Annotated in this window: 15 protein-coding genes; 6 read left to right on the top strand and 9 right to left on the bottom strand. The window is 54.4% G+C overall.

Annotated elements, in window-relative coordinates; all coding sequences use genetic code 11:
• Positions 1-194: 194 nt before the first annotated feature.
• Complete coding sequence (locus tag ACTHYN_RS02745; protein WP_441810970.1) at positions 195-1,175, bottom strand: NADPH:quinone oxidoreductase family protein; 981 nt, start codon at positions 1,173-1,175, stop codon at positions 195-197.
• Positions 1,176-1,401: 226 nt separating this feature from the next.
• Between ACTHYN_RS02745 and ACTHYN_RS02740 the strand changes: the two genes are divergently transcribed.
• The 4 genes from ACTHYN_RS02740 (at position 1,402) to ACTHYN_RS02725 (ending at position 4,706) form a co-directional block, all read left to right on the top strand.
• Positions 1,402-2,013: a trimeric intracellular cation channel family protein gene (locus ACTHYN_RS02740; RefSeq protein ID WP_441810969.1), complete on the top strand. Its 612-nt coding sequence runs from the start codon at positions 1,402-1,404 to the stop codon at positions 2,011-2,013.
• A gap of 75 nt (positions 2,014-2,088) precedes the next feature.
• Positions 2,089-2,631 (top strand): adenine phosphoribosyltransferase, encoded by a 543-nt coding sequence (locus tag ACTHYN_RS02735; RefSeq protein WP_441810968.1) that lies wholly within the window; start codon positions 2,089-2,091, stop codon positions 2,629-2,631.
• 54 nt (positions 2,632-2,685) lie between these two features.
• The gene (locus ACTHYN_RS02730; protein WP_441810967.1) at positions 2,686-3,348 is read left to right on the top strand and encodes a fumarylacetoacetate hydrolase family protein; all 663 of its coding nucleotides are present in this window, start codon (positions 2,686-2,688) and stop codon (positions 3,346-3,348) included.
• A gap of 47 nt (positions 3,349-3,395) precedes the next feature.
• Positions 3,396-4,706, top strand: coding sequence for an ABC1 kinase family protein (locus ACTHYN_RS02725; RefSeq protein ID WP_441810966.1), 1,311 nt, complete (start codon positions 3,396-3,398; stop codon positions 4,704-4,706).
• On the opposite strand, the gene ACTHYN_RS02720 is transcribed toward ACTHYN_RS02725, so the two are convergent.
• Both ACTHYN_RS02720 and ACTHYN_RS02715 read right to left on the bottom strand, forming a co-directional pair.
• Positions 4,703-5,410 (bottom strand): SIR2 family NAD-dependent protein deacylase, encoded by a 708-nt coding sequence (locus tag ACTHYN_RS02720; protein ID WP_441810965.1) that lies wholly within the window; start codon positions 5,408-5,410, stop codon positions 4,703-4,705. The two genes, ACTHYN_RS02725 and ACTHYN_RS02720, sit on opposite strands and share 4 nt — an antisense overlap.
• Entirely contained in the window at positions 5,410-6,813 is a 1,404-nt protein-coding gene (locus ACTHYN_RS02715; protein WP_441810964.1) for an FAD-binding oxidoreductase, read from the bottom strand. The genes ACTHYN_RS02720 and ACTHYN_RS02715 overlap by 1 nt, the downstream gene beginning before the upstream one ends.
• 191 nt (positions 6,814-7,004) lie before the next feature.
• On the opposite strand from ACTHYN_RS02715, the gene serA reads away from it, so the two are divergent.
• Positions 7,005-8,237, top strand: coding sequence for a phosphoglycerate dehydrogenase (gene serA, locus ACTHYN_RS02710; RefSeq protein ID WP_441810963.1), 1,233 nt, complete (start codon positions 7,005-7,007; stop codon positions 8,235-8,237).
• Positions 8,238-8,328: 91 nt separating this feature from the next.
• Here serA and ACTHYN_RS02705 read toward each other — a convergent pair whose 3' ends face one another.
• Positions 8,329-8,985 carry an OmpA family protein gene (locus ACTHYN_RS02705; RefSeq protein ID WP_441810962.1) on the bottom strand — a complete coding sequence of 219 codons (657 nt, stop codon included), beginning with the start codon at positions 8,983-8,985 and terminating at the stop codon, positions 8,329-8,331.
• Between the two features lie 81 nt (positions 8,986-9,066).
• On the bottom strand, positions 9,067-10,083 hold the full coding sequence (locus ACTHYN_RS02700; protein WP_441810961.1) for an alpha/beta hydrolase: 1,017 nt from the start codon (positions 10,081-10,083) through the stop codon (positions 9,067-9,069).
• A gap of 79 nt (positions 10,084-10,162) precedes the next feature.
• Here ACTHYN_RS02700 and ACTHYN_RS02695 point away from each other — a divergent pair, with 79 nt between their 5' ends.
• Positions 10,163-11,056 (top strand): alpha/beta hydrolase, encoded by an 894-nt coding sequence (locus ACTHYN_RS02695; RefSeq protein WP_441810960.1) that lies wholly within the window; start codon positions 10,163-10,165, stop codon positions 11,054-11,056.
• On the opposite strand, the gene ACTHYN_RS02690 is transcribed toward ACTHYN_RS02695, so the two are convergent.
• Genes ACTHYN_RS02690 through ACTHYN_RS02675 form a run of 4 tightly spaced genes read right to left on the bottom strand, consistent with a single transcriptional unit; the run spans position 11,034 to position 15,118 of the window.
• Entirely contained in the window at positions 11,034-11,312 is a 279-nt protein-coding gene (locus ACTHYN_RS02690) for a GIY-YIG nuclease family protein (RefSeq protein ID WP_441810959.1), read from the bottom strand. The two genes, ACTHYN_RS02695 and ACTHYN_RS02690, sit on opposite strands and share 23 nt — an antisense overlap.
• Positions 11,302-12,210, bottom strand: a complete 909-nt coding sequence (locus ACTHYN_RS02685; RefSeq protein ID WP_441810958.1) for a DMT family transporter — start codon at positions 12,208-12,210, stop codon at positions 11,302-11,304. The genes ACTHYN_RS02690 and ACTHYN_RS02685 overlap by 11 nt, the downstream gene beginning before the upstream one ends.
• Entirely contained in the window at positions 12,207-13,649 is a 1,443-nt protein-coding gene (locus ACTHYN_RS02680) for a sigma-54-dependent transcriptional regulator (protein WP_441810957.1), read from the bottom strand. Before ACTHYN_RS02680 ends, ACTHYN_RS02685 begins: the two co-directional genes overlap by 4 nt.
• Positions 13,646-15,118 carry an ATP-binding protein gene (locus ACTHYN_RS02675; RefSeq protein ID WP_441810956.1) on the bottom strand — a complete coding sequence of 491 codons (1,473 nt, stop codon included), beginning with the start codon at positions 15,116-15,118 and terminating at the stop codon, positions 13,646-13,648. Before ACTHYN_RS02675 ends, ACTHYN_RS02680 begins: the two co-directional genes overlap by 4 nt.
• Positions 15,119-15,253 lie beyond the last annotated feature (135 nt).

Below are 15,253 nucleotides of genomic sequence, written 5' to 3'. Positions count from 1 at the left end.
TTGTGTTTGGGACCGGCTGTGACCCTAGCCTTTTAGATTGGGGCTAGCCATGCAGGGCAGGTCGTCCCAAAAACCGCTACGAGCACATCCATGTGCGCTTGTTTCGGGCCGTCCCTGGCCCTCTACATTTTTGGGACGACCTGCCCTGCATGACTTTCAGAGTCTGGAGTAATAGTCCCTAAAACTGAAGCAGCTCAGGAGCCAACCTGAAGCACCACCTTGCCGGTAGCCCGGCGCTCAGTCAGAGCACCCAACGCCTTGACGTAATCCTCAAATTCGAACACTTCGCTCACTTGCGGATCAATTTTGCCTTCCGCGTACAGCTTCATTAACTCCATCATGTTCTGGGCGCTTGTCTCTGGCTCACGCTGGGTAAAGCTGCCCCAGAACACACCAATCACAGAACAGCCTTTCAGCAACGCAATGTTTGCCGGGATTTTTGGGATATCCCCTGCCGCAAATCCGACAATCAAGTGGCGACCGTTCCATGCCATGGCACGCAGAGCCTGCTCGGTGAAATCGCCACCGACAGGATCGTAGACTACATCCACACCTTTGCTGTGGGTCAGGCGTTTTACCGCGTCTTTCAAAGGCTCTTCAGTGTAATTGATCAGTTCATCTGCACCCGCAGCTTTGGCCACCTCAAGCTTCTCAGCGGAACTGGCCGCGGCGATAACGTGAGCGCCCATAGCTTTGCCCAGCTCTACAGTGGCCAGGCCGACACCGCCACTGGCACCCAGAACCAGAAGACTTTCACCCGGCTGGATATTGGCGCGCTGTTTAAGGGCGTAATAGGACGTGGCGTACACCATGGTAAAGGCAGCACCTTTTTCGTCACTCATACCCTCCGGTATAGGCAGCAGGTTGTGTTCGGGCACGATCACTTCTTCGGCAAAGGCTCCATACCCGGTTAAACCTGCAACCCGATCACCGACTTTGAAACGGGTTACCTTGTCGCCCACTGCAATGATCTCACCCGCCATTTCGCCGCCCGGGGAGAACGGCATGGTTGGCTTTAGCTGATACTTGCCCTCAATAATAAGCGTGTCAGGAAAGTTCAGGCCCGCCGCTTTTACCCGAACCTTAACACCGCGGCCTTTGGCCTCGGGGCTGGGGACATCCTCAATCACCAGTGTTTCAGCTGGGCCATATTCTTTACAGAGAATTGCTTTCATGGGGGGGCTCCTTTTCATAAAACTCTATTGTTGTGGAATAACGCCAAGCTAAACAGACTCCTCCCATGAAGCAAATAAAAACCCTTTATCTATATGAATAAATAACGCTTATACCCTGGTCCTATTGCAACATGCTCAAAGATGAATCAGGGGCTCTTTTCCGTTATCCTTCGCGCTCCTGATTCCAACTGCTCAAAAGTTACTCGCCTTTCCTCCAGGGCTTATTATGTTCGACATTGTTTACTTGCTTGAAATGATTGGAATTGTGGCCTTCGCCATATCAGGTATGATGGTGGCTCACTCCAAGAATATGGACCCGGTCGGTGTCTTTACCATTGCCTTTATCACTGCACTTGGCGGCGGTACCCTTCGAGATCTCATCATGGCGAATCACCCCATATACTGGATCCGCCATGAAGAACAGCCCATCCTGATTCTCGCCATAGCGGTTGTATTCAGTTACTGGAAGCACTCCAAACGTATCCGCGAGTCCTGGATTGTGTTTCCAGACGCCATAGGCTTGGGCACCTTCTCGATATTGGGAGCACAACTGGCTTTGGACATGGGCCATTCTTTTTTTATCGCCTCGTTGCTGGGCGTAATGACGGGCACATTCGGCGGGGCCGTTCGCGATACCATCTGTAACGAAGTACCGTTTATTTTCCGCAAGGATCAGATCTATGCCTCCATTTCATTTGCCGGCTGCTGGCTCTATTTTCTGAGCAGATGGGCCCTGGAAAGTGAAACTCTGGCGCTGACGATCGGGCTTCTGTTTATCGTTATTGTCCGCATGGCCGCGGTGCGGTTTGATATCCGTTTGCAGCGGGATCCCACCTAGGGCGGGCGATGTTCATACGGGAATTCACCTTTGTACAGGCAGCGTATGCTGCGCAAACATGAGAGCCTATTTTTTATGGATTATTTTTCTCAAAGCATCAAGCAAGCCATTCGCACAGTACCCGACTGGCCCAAGCCTGGTGTTGCGTTCCGTGATATCACCACGGTTCTGCAGGACAAAACCGCTTTCAGAAAACTGATTGATGCGTTTGTTCATCGCTACCACGGCCACAAAATTGATGCCGTGGCCGCGGTAGATGCCCGGGGGTTTATCATAGGCTCGCCCCTTGCGTATGAGCTCAACGCGTCGCTGGTGCTGGTTCGCAAGAAGGGGAAACTGCCATTTGATACGCTGGTTGAAGACTATGAGCTGGAATACGGCACAGCCTCTGTAGAACTGCACCAGGATGCGTTCAAGCCAAGGGACAAGGTCGTGCTGGTGGACGACCTGATTGCAACGGGTGGCACCATGCTGGCGGCTAGCCGGTTGATTCGTCGTATTGGCGCTGAAATTATAGAAGTGGCTGCCATGATTGATCTGCCAGATCTTGGCGGGTCTGCGAAGCTGCAGGCAGAGGGTCTGAAGGTCTATACTGTATGCTCGTTCGAGGGCGATTGAGACCAGAGCGCCAGCGCCCTCGCAACCTGTCTGAAGCGCACCGGGAGATCAACCATGACTCATTATCAACACCACTGGAAAGATAGCACTCCTGTACATCTGCCATTGGGAAAGATCGTTTGCGTTGGCCGAAACTACGCCGAACACGCCAAAGAGCTCGATAATCCGGTGCCCTCAGAACCTCTGCTATTCATTAAACCGGCAACGTCTGCGGTGCACGTAACACGCCCTCTGGAGTCCCCGGCCAGTCAGGGCCAGGTGCATTTCGAAACCGAATTAGCGGTATTGATCGGCAAACCCTTAACCGATGCATCGGCCAGTGAGGCCCAGGCCGCCATTCTCGGCTATGGCTTGGCACTGGATCTTACTTTGCGGGATCTGCAGGGCCAGTTGAAAGAAAAGGGGCATCCCTGGGAACGGGCCAAAGCCTTTGATGGCGCCTGCCCTTTGTCACCCTTTGTGGCGGCGGACCGCCTGCCGAACGACCACATTACCTTCAGCCTGGATATCAACGGGCAAAGACAGCAAAGCGGTGATACCCGGGACATGCTCTTCCCGATCATTCCACTTCTGGCCCATATAAGCAGCCACTTTACATTACTGCCCGGCGATGTCGTGCTTACCGGCACCCCAAAGGGTGTTGGCCCATTGCACTCAGGGCAAATCCTGACATTGCAACTGGAGGATGAGTTGTCGGTCTCCACCAAAGTGGTTTAACTTGTGCTGACACAATCTTTCTTTTCAGAGAACACGTATAGTCTGGCATGGCAAAAAAACCGGTTACCTCACGCAGTGGTCGTTTCTTCAAGCTCGCTGGCATGACTGCCTCCGTGGCGGGGCAATATGCCGGCCAGAGAGCTCGCAACCTGCTTGGCAGCGAAAACGACGACGGCGCCCGCAGCGAAAGCTACACCCGCATGGCCAGCCGCATTTCCGACACCCTGGGTGAAATGAAGGGTGCGGCCATGAAGGTTGGCCAAATTGCGTCTCAAACCCAGGATTTTCTGCCCAGGGAATTTTCCGATGCGCTCGAGAAGCTGCAAAAAGAAGCGCCGCCCATGCCGTTCGGGATTATTCTTGAGCAGATAGAAACCGAGCTGGGCAAACCGGTTGGCGAGTTGTTCGAGTACCTTCAGGAAACGCCCTACGCCGCGGCATCTATTGGCCAGGTCCATCGCGCAAGATTGCACAATGGCACAAATGTGATCGTAAAGGTGCAGTACCCGGGCGTAGATGAATCCTGCGATTCCGACCTGAAACAACTGCGCCTGGCTCTGAAGCTTGGCGGTTTGCTGAAGATGCCTAAAGAGTCTGTGGACCAGCTGTTTGCGGAAATCCGGGAGCGCCTGCAGGAAGAACTGGATTACGAGAATGAGGCCCGTAATGTTGAGCAGTTCATGGCGTTCCACAAAGATGACCCCTGGGTGGTTATCCCGGCGGTGATTCACAGCCACTCTACCCGCCATGTGCTCACAATGGTGCTTGAAGAAGGCGACCATGTAAGTGGCGTTACCCCGGAGCATTATGATCAGGCCACCATTAATCTGATTGGCCGCCGTATATTTACCACCATGGCGGATCAGCTGTTTCGTTTTCAGTGTATTCATGGCGACCCTCACGCGGGTAATTTTGCGTTCCGGCCGGATGGCAGTCTTGTGATGTACGATTTCGGCTGCGTGAAAAAGTTGAAGCCGGCGATTGTTGAGGCTTACCGCAATGCGGTGACTTCGGCGCTGGCTGAGGATTATAAGGCGCTGGATGCGTATTTAATTGATCTGGGTGCCCGGGTGGGCAGTCAGCCTGCCATCGACGAGGCTTATTATGCCATGTGGCGGGATATTTTGATTGTGCCGTTTAATTCAGAGCAGCCTTATGATTTTGGCGAATCGAGTATTCATAAGGATGTGGCGGCCAAGACGAGCACGGTGTTCAAGTATCTGGATTCATTTAAACCGCCGGTTGAGAGTATTTTTATTGACCGGATGATTGCCGGGCACTATTGGATACTGAAGCGGTTGGGGGTTCAGGCGGCTTTTGGCGAGGAGCTTCGTCGGTACCTTGCTGAGTCGCCTTAGTCTCTGGCTTTGGAGCTGACGGCCTTGGCCAGGTAGTTTGCCGCCCACTCGGCAATTCCTTCACTTGCACCTTTCTGAATGACTCTGGCACGGGAAACGCCGGCCGGTTCACCCGGGTCTATTACCGTTATCGGCACACCCATATCCACTTCGTGAACCAGTCCGGCTGCCGGGTAAACCTGAAGTGACGTGCCTACGATTAAAAGGTCGTCTGCGGTGCGCACCAGGTCGGCGGCCGTTTGCATCAAGGGGACTTCTTCGCCAAACCAGACGATGTGTGGGCGTAGTTGCTGGCCCTGTTCGCATTGATCGCCCAGCTTGATGTCGCGGTAACCTATGTCGTAGATCAGTTCCGGGTTCACAGAGCTTCTGGCTTTGGTGAGTTCGCCGTGCAGGTGGATTACGTTACTGGAGCCGCCGCGTTCGTGCAGGTCGTCTACGTTTTGGGTGATGATGGTTACCCGGTGCTGCTTTTCCAGTTCGCCAAGTAGCTGGTGGGCGCGGTTTGGCTGGGCCGAGGCGAGTTGTTGTCTGCGCTCGTTATAAAAACGCAGCACCAGTTCCTGGTTGCGATCAAAGGCTTCAGGGGTAGCCACGTCGTATACGCTGTGCTGCTCCCAGAGGCCACCGTTATCGCGGAAGGTGGACAAACCGCTTTCGGCGCTGATGCCGGCGCCGGTGAGTATGACTATGTGCCGTTGCATTAATCGAATATCTTGCCTGGGTTGATGATGCCGTTGGGGTCGAAGACGTGCTTGATCCCTCTCAGGTAAGCGATTTCTGCTTCGCTGCGGGTGTACTGAAGGTACGGCTTTTTGGTCATGCCCACACCGTGCTCAGCGGAGATGCTGCCCTGATATCTTTCGACGATTTCAAACACCCATTTGTTGACCTGCTGGCACTTCTCGAAGAAGTCTTCCTTTACCATGTCTTCGGGCTTCAGGATGTTGAGGTGCAGGTTGCCATCGCCTATGTGGCCAAACCAGATGATTTCAAAATCCGGGTATTGCTTAGCCACCAGTTCGTCGATTTCCTGCAGGAACTGCGGCACTTTCGAAACCACGACGGAGATGTCGTTCTTGTAGGGGGTGCGCGGCGCGATGGACTCCGAGATGCGTTCGCGCAGTTGCCACAGGCTGTTGGCCTGGGTTTCGCTCTGGCTGATAACGCCATCGAGCACCCAACCGTTTTCCATGCACTGCTCGAACAAGCTCATGGCGCTGTCCATGACCTGATCCGACGTGGCCTCAAACTCCAGCAGTGCATAATAAGGCGCTTCGGTTTCAAACGGCGCCTGTACCTGACCGTGTGCCAGTACGTGTCCCATGGCTTCGTGGGAGAAGAACTCATAGGCAGTGAGATCAAGACCACTTTGAAAGGTTTTAAGTACGTCCATGGTGTTGCCAAGGTCGTTCAGCCCGAGCACCAACACGGTCAGGTTATCTGGCTGGCGTGTCAGTTTCATGGTGGCTTCGGTAATAAAACCCAGGGTGCCTTCAGCGCCGATGAACAGGTGACGCAGGTCATAGCCGGTGTTGTTTTTTTCCAGATCCTTGTTCAGCTCCAGAATGTCCCCTTTGCCGGTCACCACTTTAAGGCCGGCGACCCAGTCGCGGCTCATGCCGTACCGAATCACTTTGATGCCGCCGGCGTTGGTGGAAATGTTACCGCCTAGCTGGCTTGAGCCTGCAGAAGCAAAATCTACCGGATAATACAGGTGGTTCTCTTCGGCAAAGCCCTGCAATTGTTCGGTAATCACGCCGGCCTGGCAGCGCACTACACGGTCGCTGGCGCTAAACTCGAGAATCTGATTCATATTGTCTAACGCAACAACCACTTCGCCATGTGCCGCTACAGCCCCTGCGCTCAAACCGGTACGGCCACCGGAGGGAACCAGTGCCACCTGATTCTGGTTGGCAAACTTTACCAGTGCCTGAACCTGCTCCGTGGTTTTCGGAAGCGCGATGGCCAGAGGGTTGGGAGCGTATATTCGAGTCCAATCCTTACCGTAATTTTCGAGATCAGCCGGGTCGGTCAGTATCTTTCCGGGCGCATCACCGGTGGCTACCAGCTCTTTGAGGGAGGCAATGATCTGTTCGGAGTTCATGTGTGTAGCGGTCTCGTCAGGGTTGGGCCGGCGGTTTCGGAAGTGAGTGTTACATTCAATTGATCCACGCGAACCGGCGCACTGTGAAAAGTTGCTTTTATGGTATCATACCGCTTCTGTTCTGTGAGCCAGCCCCGACAATCACTGGCTGCAGGTGATTTCATGCCACGAAAGGTTCGGAAGCAAAGCCAATGTCAACGACGACGTCCCTCGAAAAGAGCAAAATCCGGATTCTGCTGCTGGAAGGCGTGCATCAATCCGCGCTGGATACCCTGAATGCTGCAGGCTACACCAACATTGAGTACCTCAGTCACTCCCTGACCGAGGAAGACCTTATCGAGAAGATCGCCGATGCGCACTTTGTCGGTCTTCGCTCGCGCACTCAGTTGACCGAGAAGGTATTCGAGGGCGCGAAAAAACTGGTTGCCGTGGGCTGCTTCTGTATTGGCACCAACCAGGTTGATCTGCAGGCGGCAACCCGCCGCGGCATCGCCGTGTTCAACGCTCCATTTTCCAACACTCGCAGTGTTGCGGAGCTCGTATTGGCCCAGGCTATTCTGCTGTTGCGTGGCGTTCCCGAGAAGAGCGCCAAAGCGCACCGTGGCGAATGGCAAAAATCGGCCAAGGACAGCTACGAAATTCGTGGCAAGAAGCTTGGCATCATTGGCTACGGCAACATAGGTACCCAATTCAGTGTTCTGGCTGAGAGCCTGGGCATGGATGTGTACTTCTACGATGTGGTGTCCAAGCTGCCTATTGGTAACGCGACACAAGTAGGCTCGCTGCAAGAGCTTCTTAATCTGTCAGATGTGGTGAGTTTGCACGTACCAGAAACGCCCGCCACCAAGTACATGTTCAAAGCAGAACAGCTGGCGCAGATGAAGCCTGGCTCAATCCTGATGAACGCATCACGGGGCACAGTTGTTGATATCGAAGCTCTGGCAGAAACCCTCAAGAGCGGCAAACTGCTGGGTGCGGCGATTGATGTATTCCCGGTTGAACCCAAGTCCAACAAAGAAGAGTTTGTGTCTCCCTTGCGGGAATTCGACAACGTGATTCTGACGCCACACGTGGGCGGCTCTACCATTGAAGCTCAGGAGAACATCGGGCGTGAAGTAGCCGAAAAGCTAACCATGTACAGCGACAATGGCACCTCGGTATCCTCTGTGAACTTTCCGGAAGTGGCGCTGCCTGCGCACCCGGATCAGCACCGCATTCTGCATATTCACGAGAACGTGCCGGGTGTGATGTCCGAGATTAACCAGGTGTTCTCCGAGAATGGCATCAACGTTTGCGGACAATACCTGCAAACCAAGCAGGATATTGGCTACGTCGTGATTGATGTAGACAAAGCCTATAGTGAGCTTGCCCTGGAGAAACTGCTCAAGGTAAAAGGCACCATCCGCGCTCGCGTGCTTTTTTAAGACGCTATTATTCGCATAAAAAAACCGGTGCTGTTATGCAGCTCCGGTTTTTTTATGCCTGGGTAAACCTGGCGTTCACATGGAAACCGGCTTACTCGGTAGGTACCAGCGTTAGCTCAACCCGACGGTTCTGCTCACGGCCACCGGCACTGTCGTTAGAGGCAATAGGATAACGCTCACCGTAGCCCACAGCCCGGGTGCGCTTGGGCTCGATGCCCTGGTTAAGCAGGAAGTCCCGAACCGTGCCTGCACGACGCTCACTCAGCAACTGGTTATAGCTATCCGCGCCGGAGCTGTCAGTATGACCTTCTATCTGTATAGCGGTTTTATCGAACTCTTTTACCACCAGCGCGACCGATTCCAGAGTATCTGTAAAGCCCGGACGGATAGAGGTTTGGTCCAGCTCGAAGGTGATGTTGCCGGGCATAACAAGCTCTATTTCATTGCCGTTACGAACAACACGGACACCTGTGCCTTTAAGCTTGTGTCTCAACTCTGCTTCCTGACGATCCATATAATAGCCGATGCCGCCGCCGACAGCTGCGCCACCTGCCGCACCGATCAGGGCACCTTTACCCCGGTCGCTTTTGCTTGAGGTTGCAGCACCTATAGCTGCACCACCAATCGCGCCAACAATGCTACCTTTGGTAGCGCTCGACGTTTTTTCTTCATCGGTGTATGGGTCGTAGGTCATACAACCGGCAAGGCTCATGGTCGTCACTGCTACTGCAAGCATCGTTTTCTTCACAGAGTTCTCCTGTGGTTGGTTTTTTCTGCAGGCGCCTTTCAAGCTTCGAGCCTCAATATCCTGACCCTTTCCATCATGGCGTCAGGAGTCTTCAGGGGCGTCTGCGGTTGTGTCTTCGAATGTATTAATAATGGTATTGAATACAGTTGCCTGTAGATCTCTGGCTTCATTCACCAAATGATGCCGGCCATCGGCGATTCTCACTTCTTTCACCGCTGCAAACTTGTTACGGAGAATTCTCAGATTATGCTGCCAGTCAACCGTTTGATCTTTTTCACCCTGAACAACCGTAATCGGGAAATTAACGGGACGGGCAGATTCAATGTGCGGAATCCATGTACGAAGCGCGCTCACCCAGTCCACATGAACCGCTCTTGCCTGCAGCGGATCATGCTCGCGCAGGAAGCGCAAAAAACGTGTGTTGCCACTGTTCGCTGAGAACGCTCTCTGCCACCGGGTAAGAAATGGCTTTGCCAAAGTATGCAATACCTTGGCCCCTAACCAGCCAGCTGGTCGCACCAGAGGTGCAAGCAATACTACTTTGCGAAAATCCGAGGTTTCCTGTGAGTGGTGGTTCGACAGCAGGTAGTCAATTAATATGCCCCCTCCTGTACTCTGGCCAACCGCAAACCATGGCCCCCGGATTTTGTTGCGGACGTGAGTCAGCACTTCTGACAACACGCCCTGATATTCCAGAAAACTGCCAATCGCAGCGGGTGTTCCGCTGGATAGCCCATGGCCGGGCTGATCATACGCCAAAACATCAAAACCAGCCGTCAGGCAACGGTCAATCAACTGGCTATATAGGCCCACATGATCAAAATACCCGTGCATGATAAGCACCGTGCCGCGCTGCATACGGGGCTCCGGAAGCCGGAAATAATGCACCATGACATTATGCTGGTCCGCCGTTACATAGCCTTGATGGTATTCAACTTCCGGGTGTTCCACCCAGAGATCAAGGCCATAAAAATGGCAGTAGGCCACCATTTCCTCACTGAGCTTTCTTCGCTCTTGCGGATCAAATGGTTCAAGCCTGTCCAGCAGGGATCCACGATTCCAATCCGGTATTTCTATGGTATCTGTTTTCCAGTACACGTAGAGTTAAACGCCTGTCATGAATAGATAATACGAATATTGATGCACAATCCTAACCCATAGCGGGGGCATAACACAGATGTTGCAACATCTTCTTGAAACCACACTTCGCCAGACCATGAATCGTCTGGTGAGGCCGGCTCTTCACCCGGTAATACCGGTTTCAGTTCAACGCACACTCATTAGCCAGGCTTACCGGAGTTCAGTTGCGCCCCGAGGCTGCCGGTTTCAGGCTGGAACACTGGCAGGCAGGCCAGTTATCAAGAGTTCGTTTGGCCAGGCCACGCGAGGCGTAGTGCTGTACCTGCACGGCGGCGGCTATATTATCGGCTCTGCCGCCACCCATAAAGGTCTTTCGGGACACCTGGCCAAAACAAGCGGCTGCCTGGTGGCAACACTGGACTACCGCCTTGCGCCTGAACACCCTTTTCCAGCCGCACTAGACGACGCAGAAGCGGCCTGGCAGGCGCTGATTGATGAAGGGTTCGCACCCGAACACATTGCCATTGCCGGCGATTCGGCTGGCGGCGGCCTGGCCATTGCCCTGGCCATGCGCCTGCGCGATACCCATCAACCAATGCCATCTTCCCTTACGGTTTTTTCACCCTGGACAGATCTGACCCAGCAAACCCTGTATTCACCGGCGTGCGAACCGGTGCTGCAAGCGCGCTGGACCGCCAAAGCTGCCACACTGTACGCCGGTGATGAATCCTTGCGCAATCCCCTGCTTTCACCGGTGTTCGGCAATTTCCAGGGCTTACCACCGATGCTGGTTCAGGTGGGAAGCCAGGAGATCTTACTTAACGACGCGGAGCGACTTGCGAGCGCGGCTCGTGCGGCCGGTGTGAAAACGCAACTGGAAGTGTTTAACAACCTTTGGCACGTATTCCAGGTTCATAGCGGGCAATTAGACAGGGCGACGGCGGCTGTGGCAACCGCGGGCCTGCATATCAGAGAGCATCTGGCAGACTGAGTTTGCCCAATACAAGCGCTTCTTTGCGCTGCCTTGGCCATTGTTTAATGTGCCACTCCAGCTTTGATGCACGGCTACGGTCACCTGCCGCTGAATAAAACACCAGCTCCAGCGGGCCCTTACCTCTCAGGCTTCGCGCCCCCTTGGGGGCGCCGGCCTGATGCTCACCAAAACGGCGGGATACATCGGTGGTAATACCCGTATAAAGCGCGCCATTGGCCGTGCGAACCATGTAAACAAACCAGTTATTGGCCAAGCTCCAGCTCCCGTTCACGTGTCTGCGTCTTTTTCTGCTGCAACCAGAGCCCGATCATTATCAGCACCAAACCAATATAGGTCGATGGCAGAATCTGCTCGCCAAGGATAAAGTAGATGAACACCAGCGACAGAAACGGCGAAATGAAAATCAGGTTGCTTACTTTGGACGTGTTTTCCGCCTTCTTCATGGCATAAGACCAGAACACAAAAGCTATGCCCATCTCGAATACACCTACGTACACCGCCGCCACTAACGACCCCGTTGCCGGCAACGCCACCCCCTCGGTCCACCAGCAAATCAGCACAATCACCGGCAGGCCAAACAGAAAGTTGAGAAACAGTCCAACCACCGGGTCGCGGGTATCGCGGGTAGCAATGATCCAGTAAGAAGCCCACACCAGCGTGCTGCCGATGGCCAGCGCGACGCCCAGCGGGTCTGAAAAACTCAGTGAAGTGACAGCACCCCGAGTAGCAATGACAACAACCCCGGCGTAACACACCAAACCTGCCAGAATATCGAGTTTGCGCAGCCGATGTCCCAAAAAAGGCACCGACAGATAAGCCAGAACCAGTGCCCAGGTATAATTTAACGGCTGAGCTTCCTGGGCTGGCAGCCGGTCAAAGGCGCCGAACAGCAAAAAATAGTAGAGGCACGGGTTTATCAGCCCCATGGCAAAAGACTGCACATATTGTTTTTTGTGCAGGGAAAACACCAGATGCCAGCGTTTTTGCAGTACCAGAATAATAGCCATAACCACCACAGACGCGGTACAGGCAACCAGCAGCATTTGCACCGGTGCCAGGTCTGCCAGCGCCAGCTTGAAGGCTGTTGCAACCGTGGACCAGAGTAAAACCGTGCCCAGCCCGAATAGCATGGCCGTTTTCTGATTTTTCATTCCGCTGCTCCCGGCTGTTCCCGTGCCATAGTACTTTTAGAATACTCTTCGTCGCTGGCCTCTTCAGCCGGTTCACTGGCAGCCAGCCAGCGATACAGGGTGCGCCGGTTAATGCCCATAATCTGTGCCGCTCGACGCTTGTTGCCGCTGACCGCCTGCATTACCTCTCGCACGTACTCCTGCTGCAGGTTCTCCAGTGTGGGCCATTCAGAGATGTTGTCATTCGCCCGGATAGCCGGGGTATTGGTAGTACTGCTTTGACGTTTTCGAATGCGTTCAGGCAGGTGCTCTGGCTGAATGGTGTCGCCCTCACAGAAGGTAACTGCCCGTTCAATGGCACTTCCCAATTCGCGGACGTTTCCCGGAAACGGGTAGTCCACCAGGGTGCGGGAGCTGACCTCGCTGAGCTTCAAAAATCCGCGTTGGTGGCGCCGCGTCGCCTCTCTTACAAAATGCATGGCAAGCAGGTCAATATCTTCCCCCCGCTCACGAAGTGGCGGAATGCGCAGGCTCAGGGTTTCCAGCCGGTAGTATAGATCTTCGCGGAAGCTTCCCTCTCGCACAGCCTTCAGCAAGTCGACATGGGTTGCGGCCAGAATTCGCACGTCTACCGGTTCTTCATGATCCGAGCCAACCGGCTTCACCATGCCTTCTTGCAATACCCTGAGCAGCTTGGCTTGCAAACCCAGGGGCATTTCGCCAATCTCGTCCAGCAACAACGTGCCACCATGAGCTTCTGCAAAAAGGCCCTTGCGGGCCTGACGGGCACCAGTGAATGCCCCTGCCTCATGGCCAAAAAACTCGCTTTCCATCAGTTCTCCGGGAATCCCGGCACAATTAACGGCCACAAACGGCCTGGCATCGCGCCCGCTGGCACGGTGAATTGCCCGGGCCACCAATTCTTTACCTGTGCCGCTTTCACCACACACCAATACCGCCGCCTCGCTGCGGGCAATCTGGCGAATCTCTGTGCGCAGCCGAACCATGCTTTCATGCTCACCAATCAGACCAAGCGAGTCGTCGGTGCCATTGTGAGCAAGAAACTGCTGCAGCTGCCGGGAGAGATCCGCCTGAGTCAGCAAGCGGCGTATTTTCAGACGCAAGTGATCGGTAGACAGGGGCTTGGTCAGAAAATCATCTGCACCGGCTTTCAGGGCCTCAACCGCCTGGTCCACAGTTCCGAACGCGGTAATAATAATGAATGGCAGGCTATGCCCGTCTGTTTGAGTTGCTTTGAGCAGCTCCAACCCATCGCCGTCCGGCAGGCGCAGATCTGAAACAACCAGATTCGGTGTTTCTGTGGCGAGCAGCTGGCAACCCTCGCTTACCGTAGCGGCGCGGGTTACGCGGTAACCATCCAGCTCAAGCTCTTCGCTTAGCAACAGTCCCAGGCTGGCATCGTCTTCCAGCAGCAGTATGGTCGCTTTATACTCGCTCATGTCGTCACCTCCACCGGCCAAAACAGGCTCATTCTGCAGCCCCCTGAATCGTTGGCTCCAATCTCGATTCGGCCACCATGTTCTTTCAATACACTGCTAACCACCGCTAACCCAAGGCCAGTACCTTCTCCAGCCGGCCTTGTGCTGTAAAACGGTTCAAACACAGCTTCCCGATTTTCGGCCGCTATGCCGGGACCGTCGTCGTCAATCCGCACTTCCCATTCACCCTGGTTACGGTGCAGCGACAACATGACCTCAGAGAGTGCCGCCTGGCAGGCATTTCGCACCACGTTAAGACACGCCAACTCCAATCTCACCGGCTCTGCCCTAACCCGGGCATTAGCCTCCAGCCCTGCGCTCAACAAGCGCTTTCCGCGACATTTTCTATCCTCTGCGGCACGGTCCAGCACGTTTGCGAGAACAGCATCGAGACTGACCGGCCGCCTTGAATCCGGCACATGCCGGAAACAGTCCAAAAGCTGCTGGATAATGGTGGTCATGCGACCTACCTGGTAGCCAATGTCATCGAGTTGTCGGCGCTGCTCTGCCGTGAGCTCATGACGTGCCAGTATGTTTGCGCGCCCCTGAATCACGTTCAACGGCGCGCCGAGCTCGTGAGCCACGCCCCCTGCCACACGGCCGATCATCGCTATTTTTTCCTGATATTCCAGGCGTTCCGCAAGTTGGCGTTCTTTTTCCACACGCTGTTTTATTTCTTCTTCGGCATGGGCCATGCGCTCGCCCATGTCCCGTACGCCACCGTATATCTTTCGCAGTTCACGGGGGCCGGATGGTTTGGCATCAAGTCGCCAATGCCCGGGCGCCAGCGCATCCATAGTGCTCAGCAACCGGCTCACATGGCGGCCAACCACGCCATAATGCCCAAGTACCACCACCAAAATGACGGTTATCGCCAACGCCGACCAAATAGACACCGCCCACAAACGGCTTGAAGCCAGCAGTTCGTGAAAATCACTGCGCCTCCGGGTGATTTGCAACAGCCCTTGTATCCGCCCGTCGTTAGCCACCAGAGGCGTAAAATGGGAGAAGACAGACTGGCCGTCGACTCTGCGAAAGGCCCCTCCAAGCTCACCACTATTGATAACCTGCTCAGCACTGGCGCTGTTTCCCACATCTGTGTCGGCAAGCCCCAGACTGGCAATCCTGTCGCCATCTTTATCGAATACGGATGCGCCGGAAACGCGACCAATTCGAAAAATTGATTTCAGAGAGTCGCCAACCACCAGTTCGTCTTTGTCCTGCATGGCGCGGGAAAGTGGCCCACTGGCGGCCCTGGCCACCAGCTCCAGGTCTTCCTGCAAGCGATCATTCAACGCGCGTTCGACAGCCCCAAAACCCAAATATATGGCAAACCCACTGATAACCAGCAACGGAACAACAATACTCAGTACCAGGGTGAGCTGTATCGACCCGATAACTTGCCCTGCGTTTCTCAAAGAAGGTTTCATTCTGCCTCCAGCAGCATAAATGCCACACTCTTTTGCCACATGTGGCATTTCGCCTCAACCCTCATTACTTGAGATTAACCGATAAAAATCTCAACCTTTTGTTTTTGTTGATAAAAACAAAAAAGTCAAACTTGG

Origin of the sequence: Marinobacter sp. (genome assembly GCF_052091845.1) — a bacterium.
Lineage (GTDB): Bacteria > Pseudomonadota > Gammaproteobacteria > Pseudomonadales > Oleiphilaceae > Marinobacter.
The sequence above is the reverse complement of the archived record's forward strand: the minus strand, read 5'-3'. Positions and strand labels throughout refer to the sequence as shown.

Bases quoted from the DNA above. Each gene is read 5' to 3' on its own strand.
- ACTHYN_RS02680 (WP_441810957.1), bottom strand. From the start codon at position 13,649: ATGAGCGAGTATAAAGCGACCATACTGCTGCTGGAAGACGATGCCAGC.
- ACTHYN_RS02685 (WP_441810958.1), bottom strand. From the start codon at position 12,210: ATGAAAAATCAGAAAACGGCCATGCTATTCGGGCTGGGCACGGTTTTA.
- ACTHYN_RS02675 (WP_441810956.1), bottom strand. From the start codon at position 15,118: ATGAAACCTTCTTTGAGAAACGCAGGGCAAGTTATCGGGTCGATACAG.
- ACTHYN_RS02745 (WP_441810970.1), bottom strand. From the start codon at position 1,175: ATGAAAGCAATTCTCTGTAAAGAATATGGCCCAGCTGAAACACTGGTG.
- ACTHYN_RS02715 (WP_441810964.1), bottom strand. From the start codon at position 6,813: ATGAACTCCGAACAGATCATTGCCTCCCTCAAAGAGCTGGTAGCCACC.
- ACTHYN_RS02720 (WP_441810965.1), bottom strand. From the start codon at position 5,410: ATGCAACGGCACATAGTCATACTCACCGGCGCCGGCATCAGCGCCGAA.
- ACTHYN_RS02730 (WP_441810967.1), top strand. From the start codon at position 2,686: ATGACTCATTATCAACACCACTGGAAAGATAGCACTCCTGTACATCTG.
- ACTHYN_RS02695 (WP_441810960.1), top strand. From the start codon at position 10,163: ATGTTGCAACATCTTCTTGAAACCACACTTCGCCAGACCATGAATCGT.
- ACTHYN_RS02740 (WP_441810969.1), top strand. From the start codon at position 1,402: ATGTTCGACATTGTTTACTTGCTTGAAATGATTGGAATTGTGGCCTTC.
- ACTHYN_RS02725 (WP_441810966.1), top strand. From the start codon at position 3,396: ATGGCAAAAAAACCGGTTACCTCACGCAGTGGTCGTTTCTTCAAGCTC.
- ACTHYN_RS02735 (WP_441810968.1), top strand. From the start codon at position 2,089: ATGGATTATTTTTCTCAAAGCATCAAGCAAGCCATTCGCACAGTACCC.
- serA (WP_441810963.1), top strand. From the start codon at position 7,005: ATGTCAACGACGACGTCCCTCGAAAAGAGCAAAATCCGGATTCTGCTG.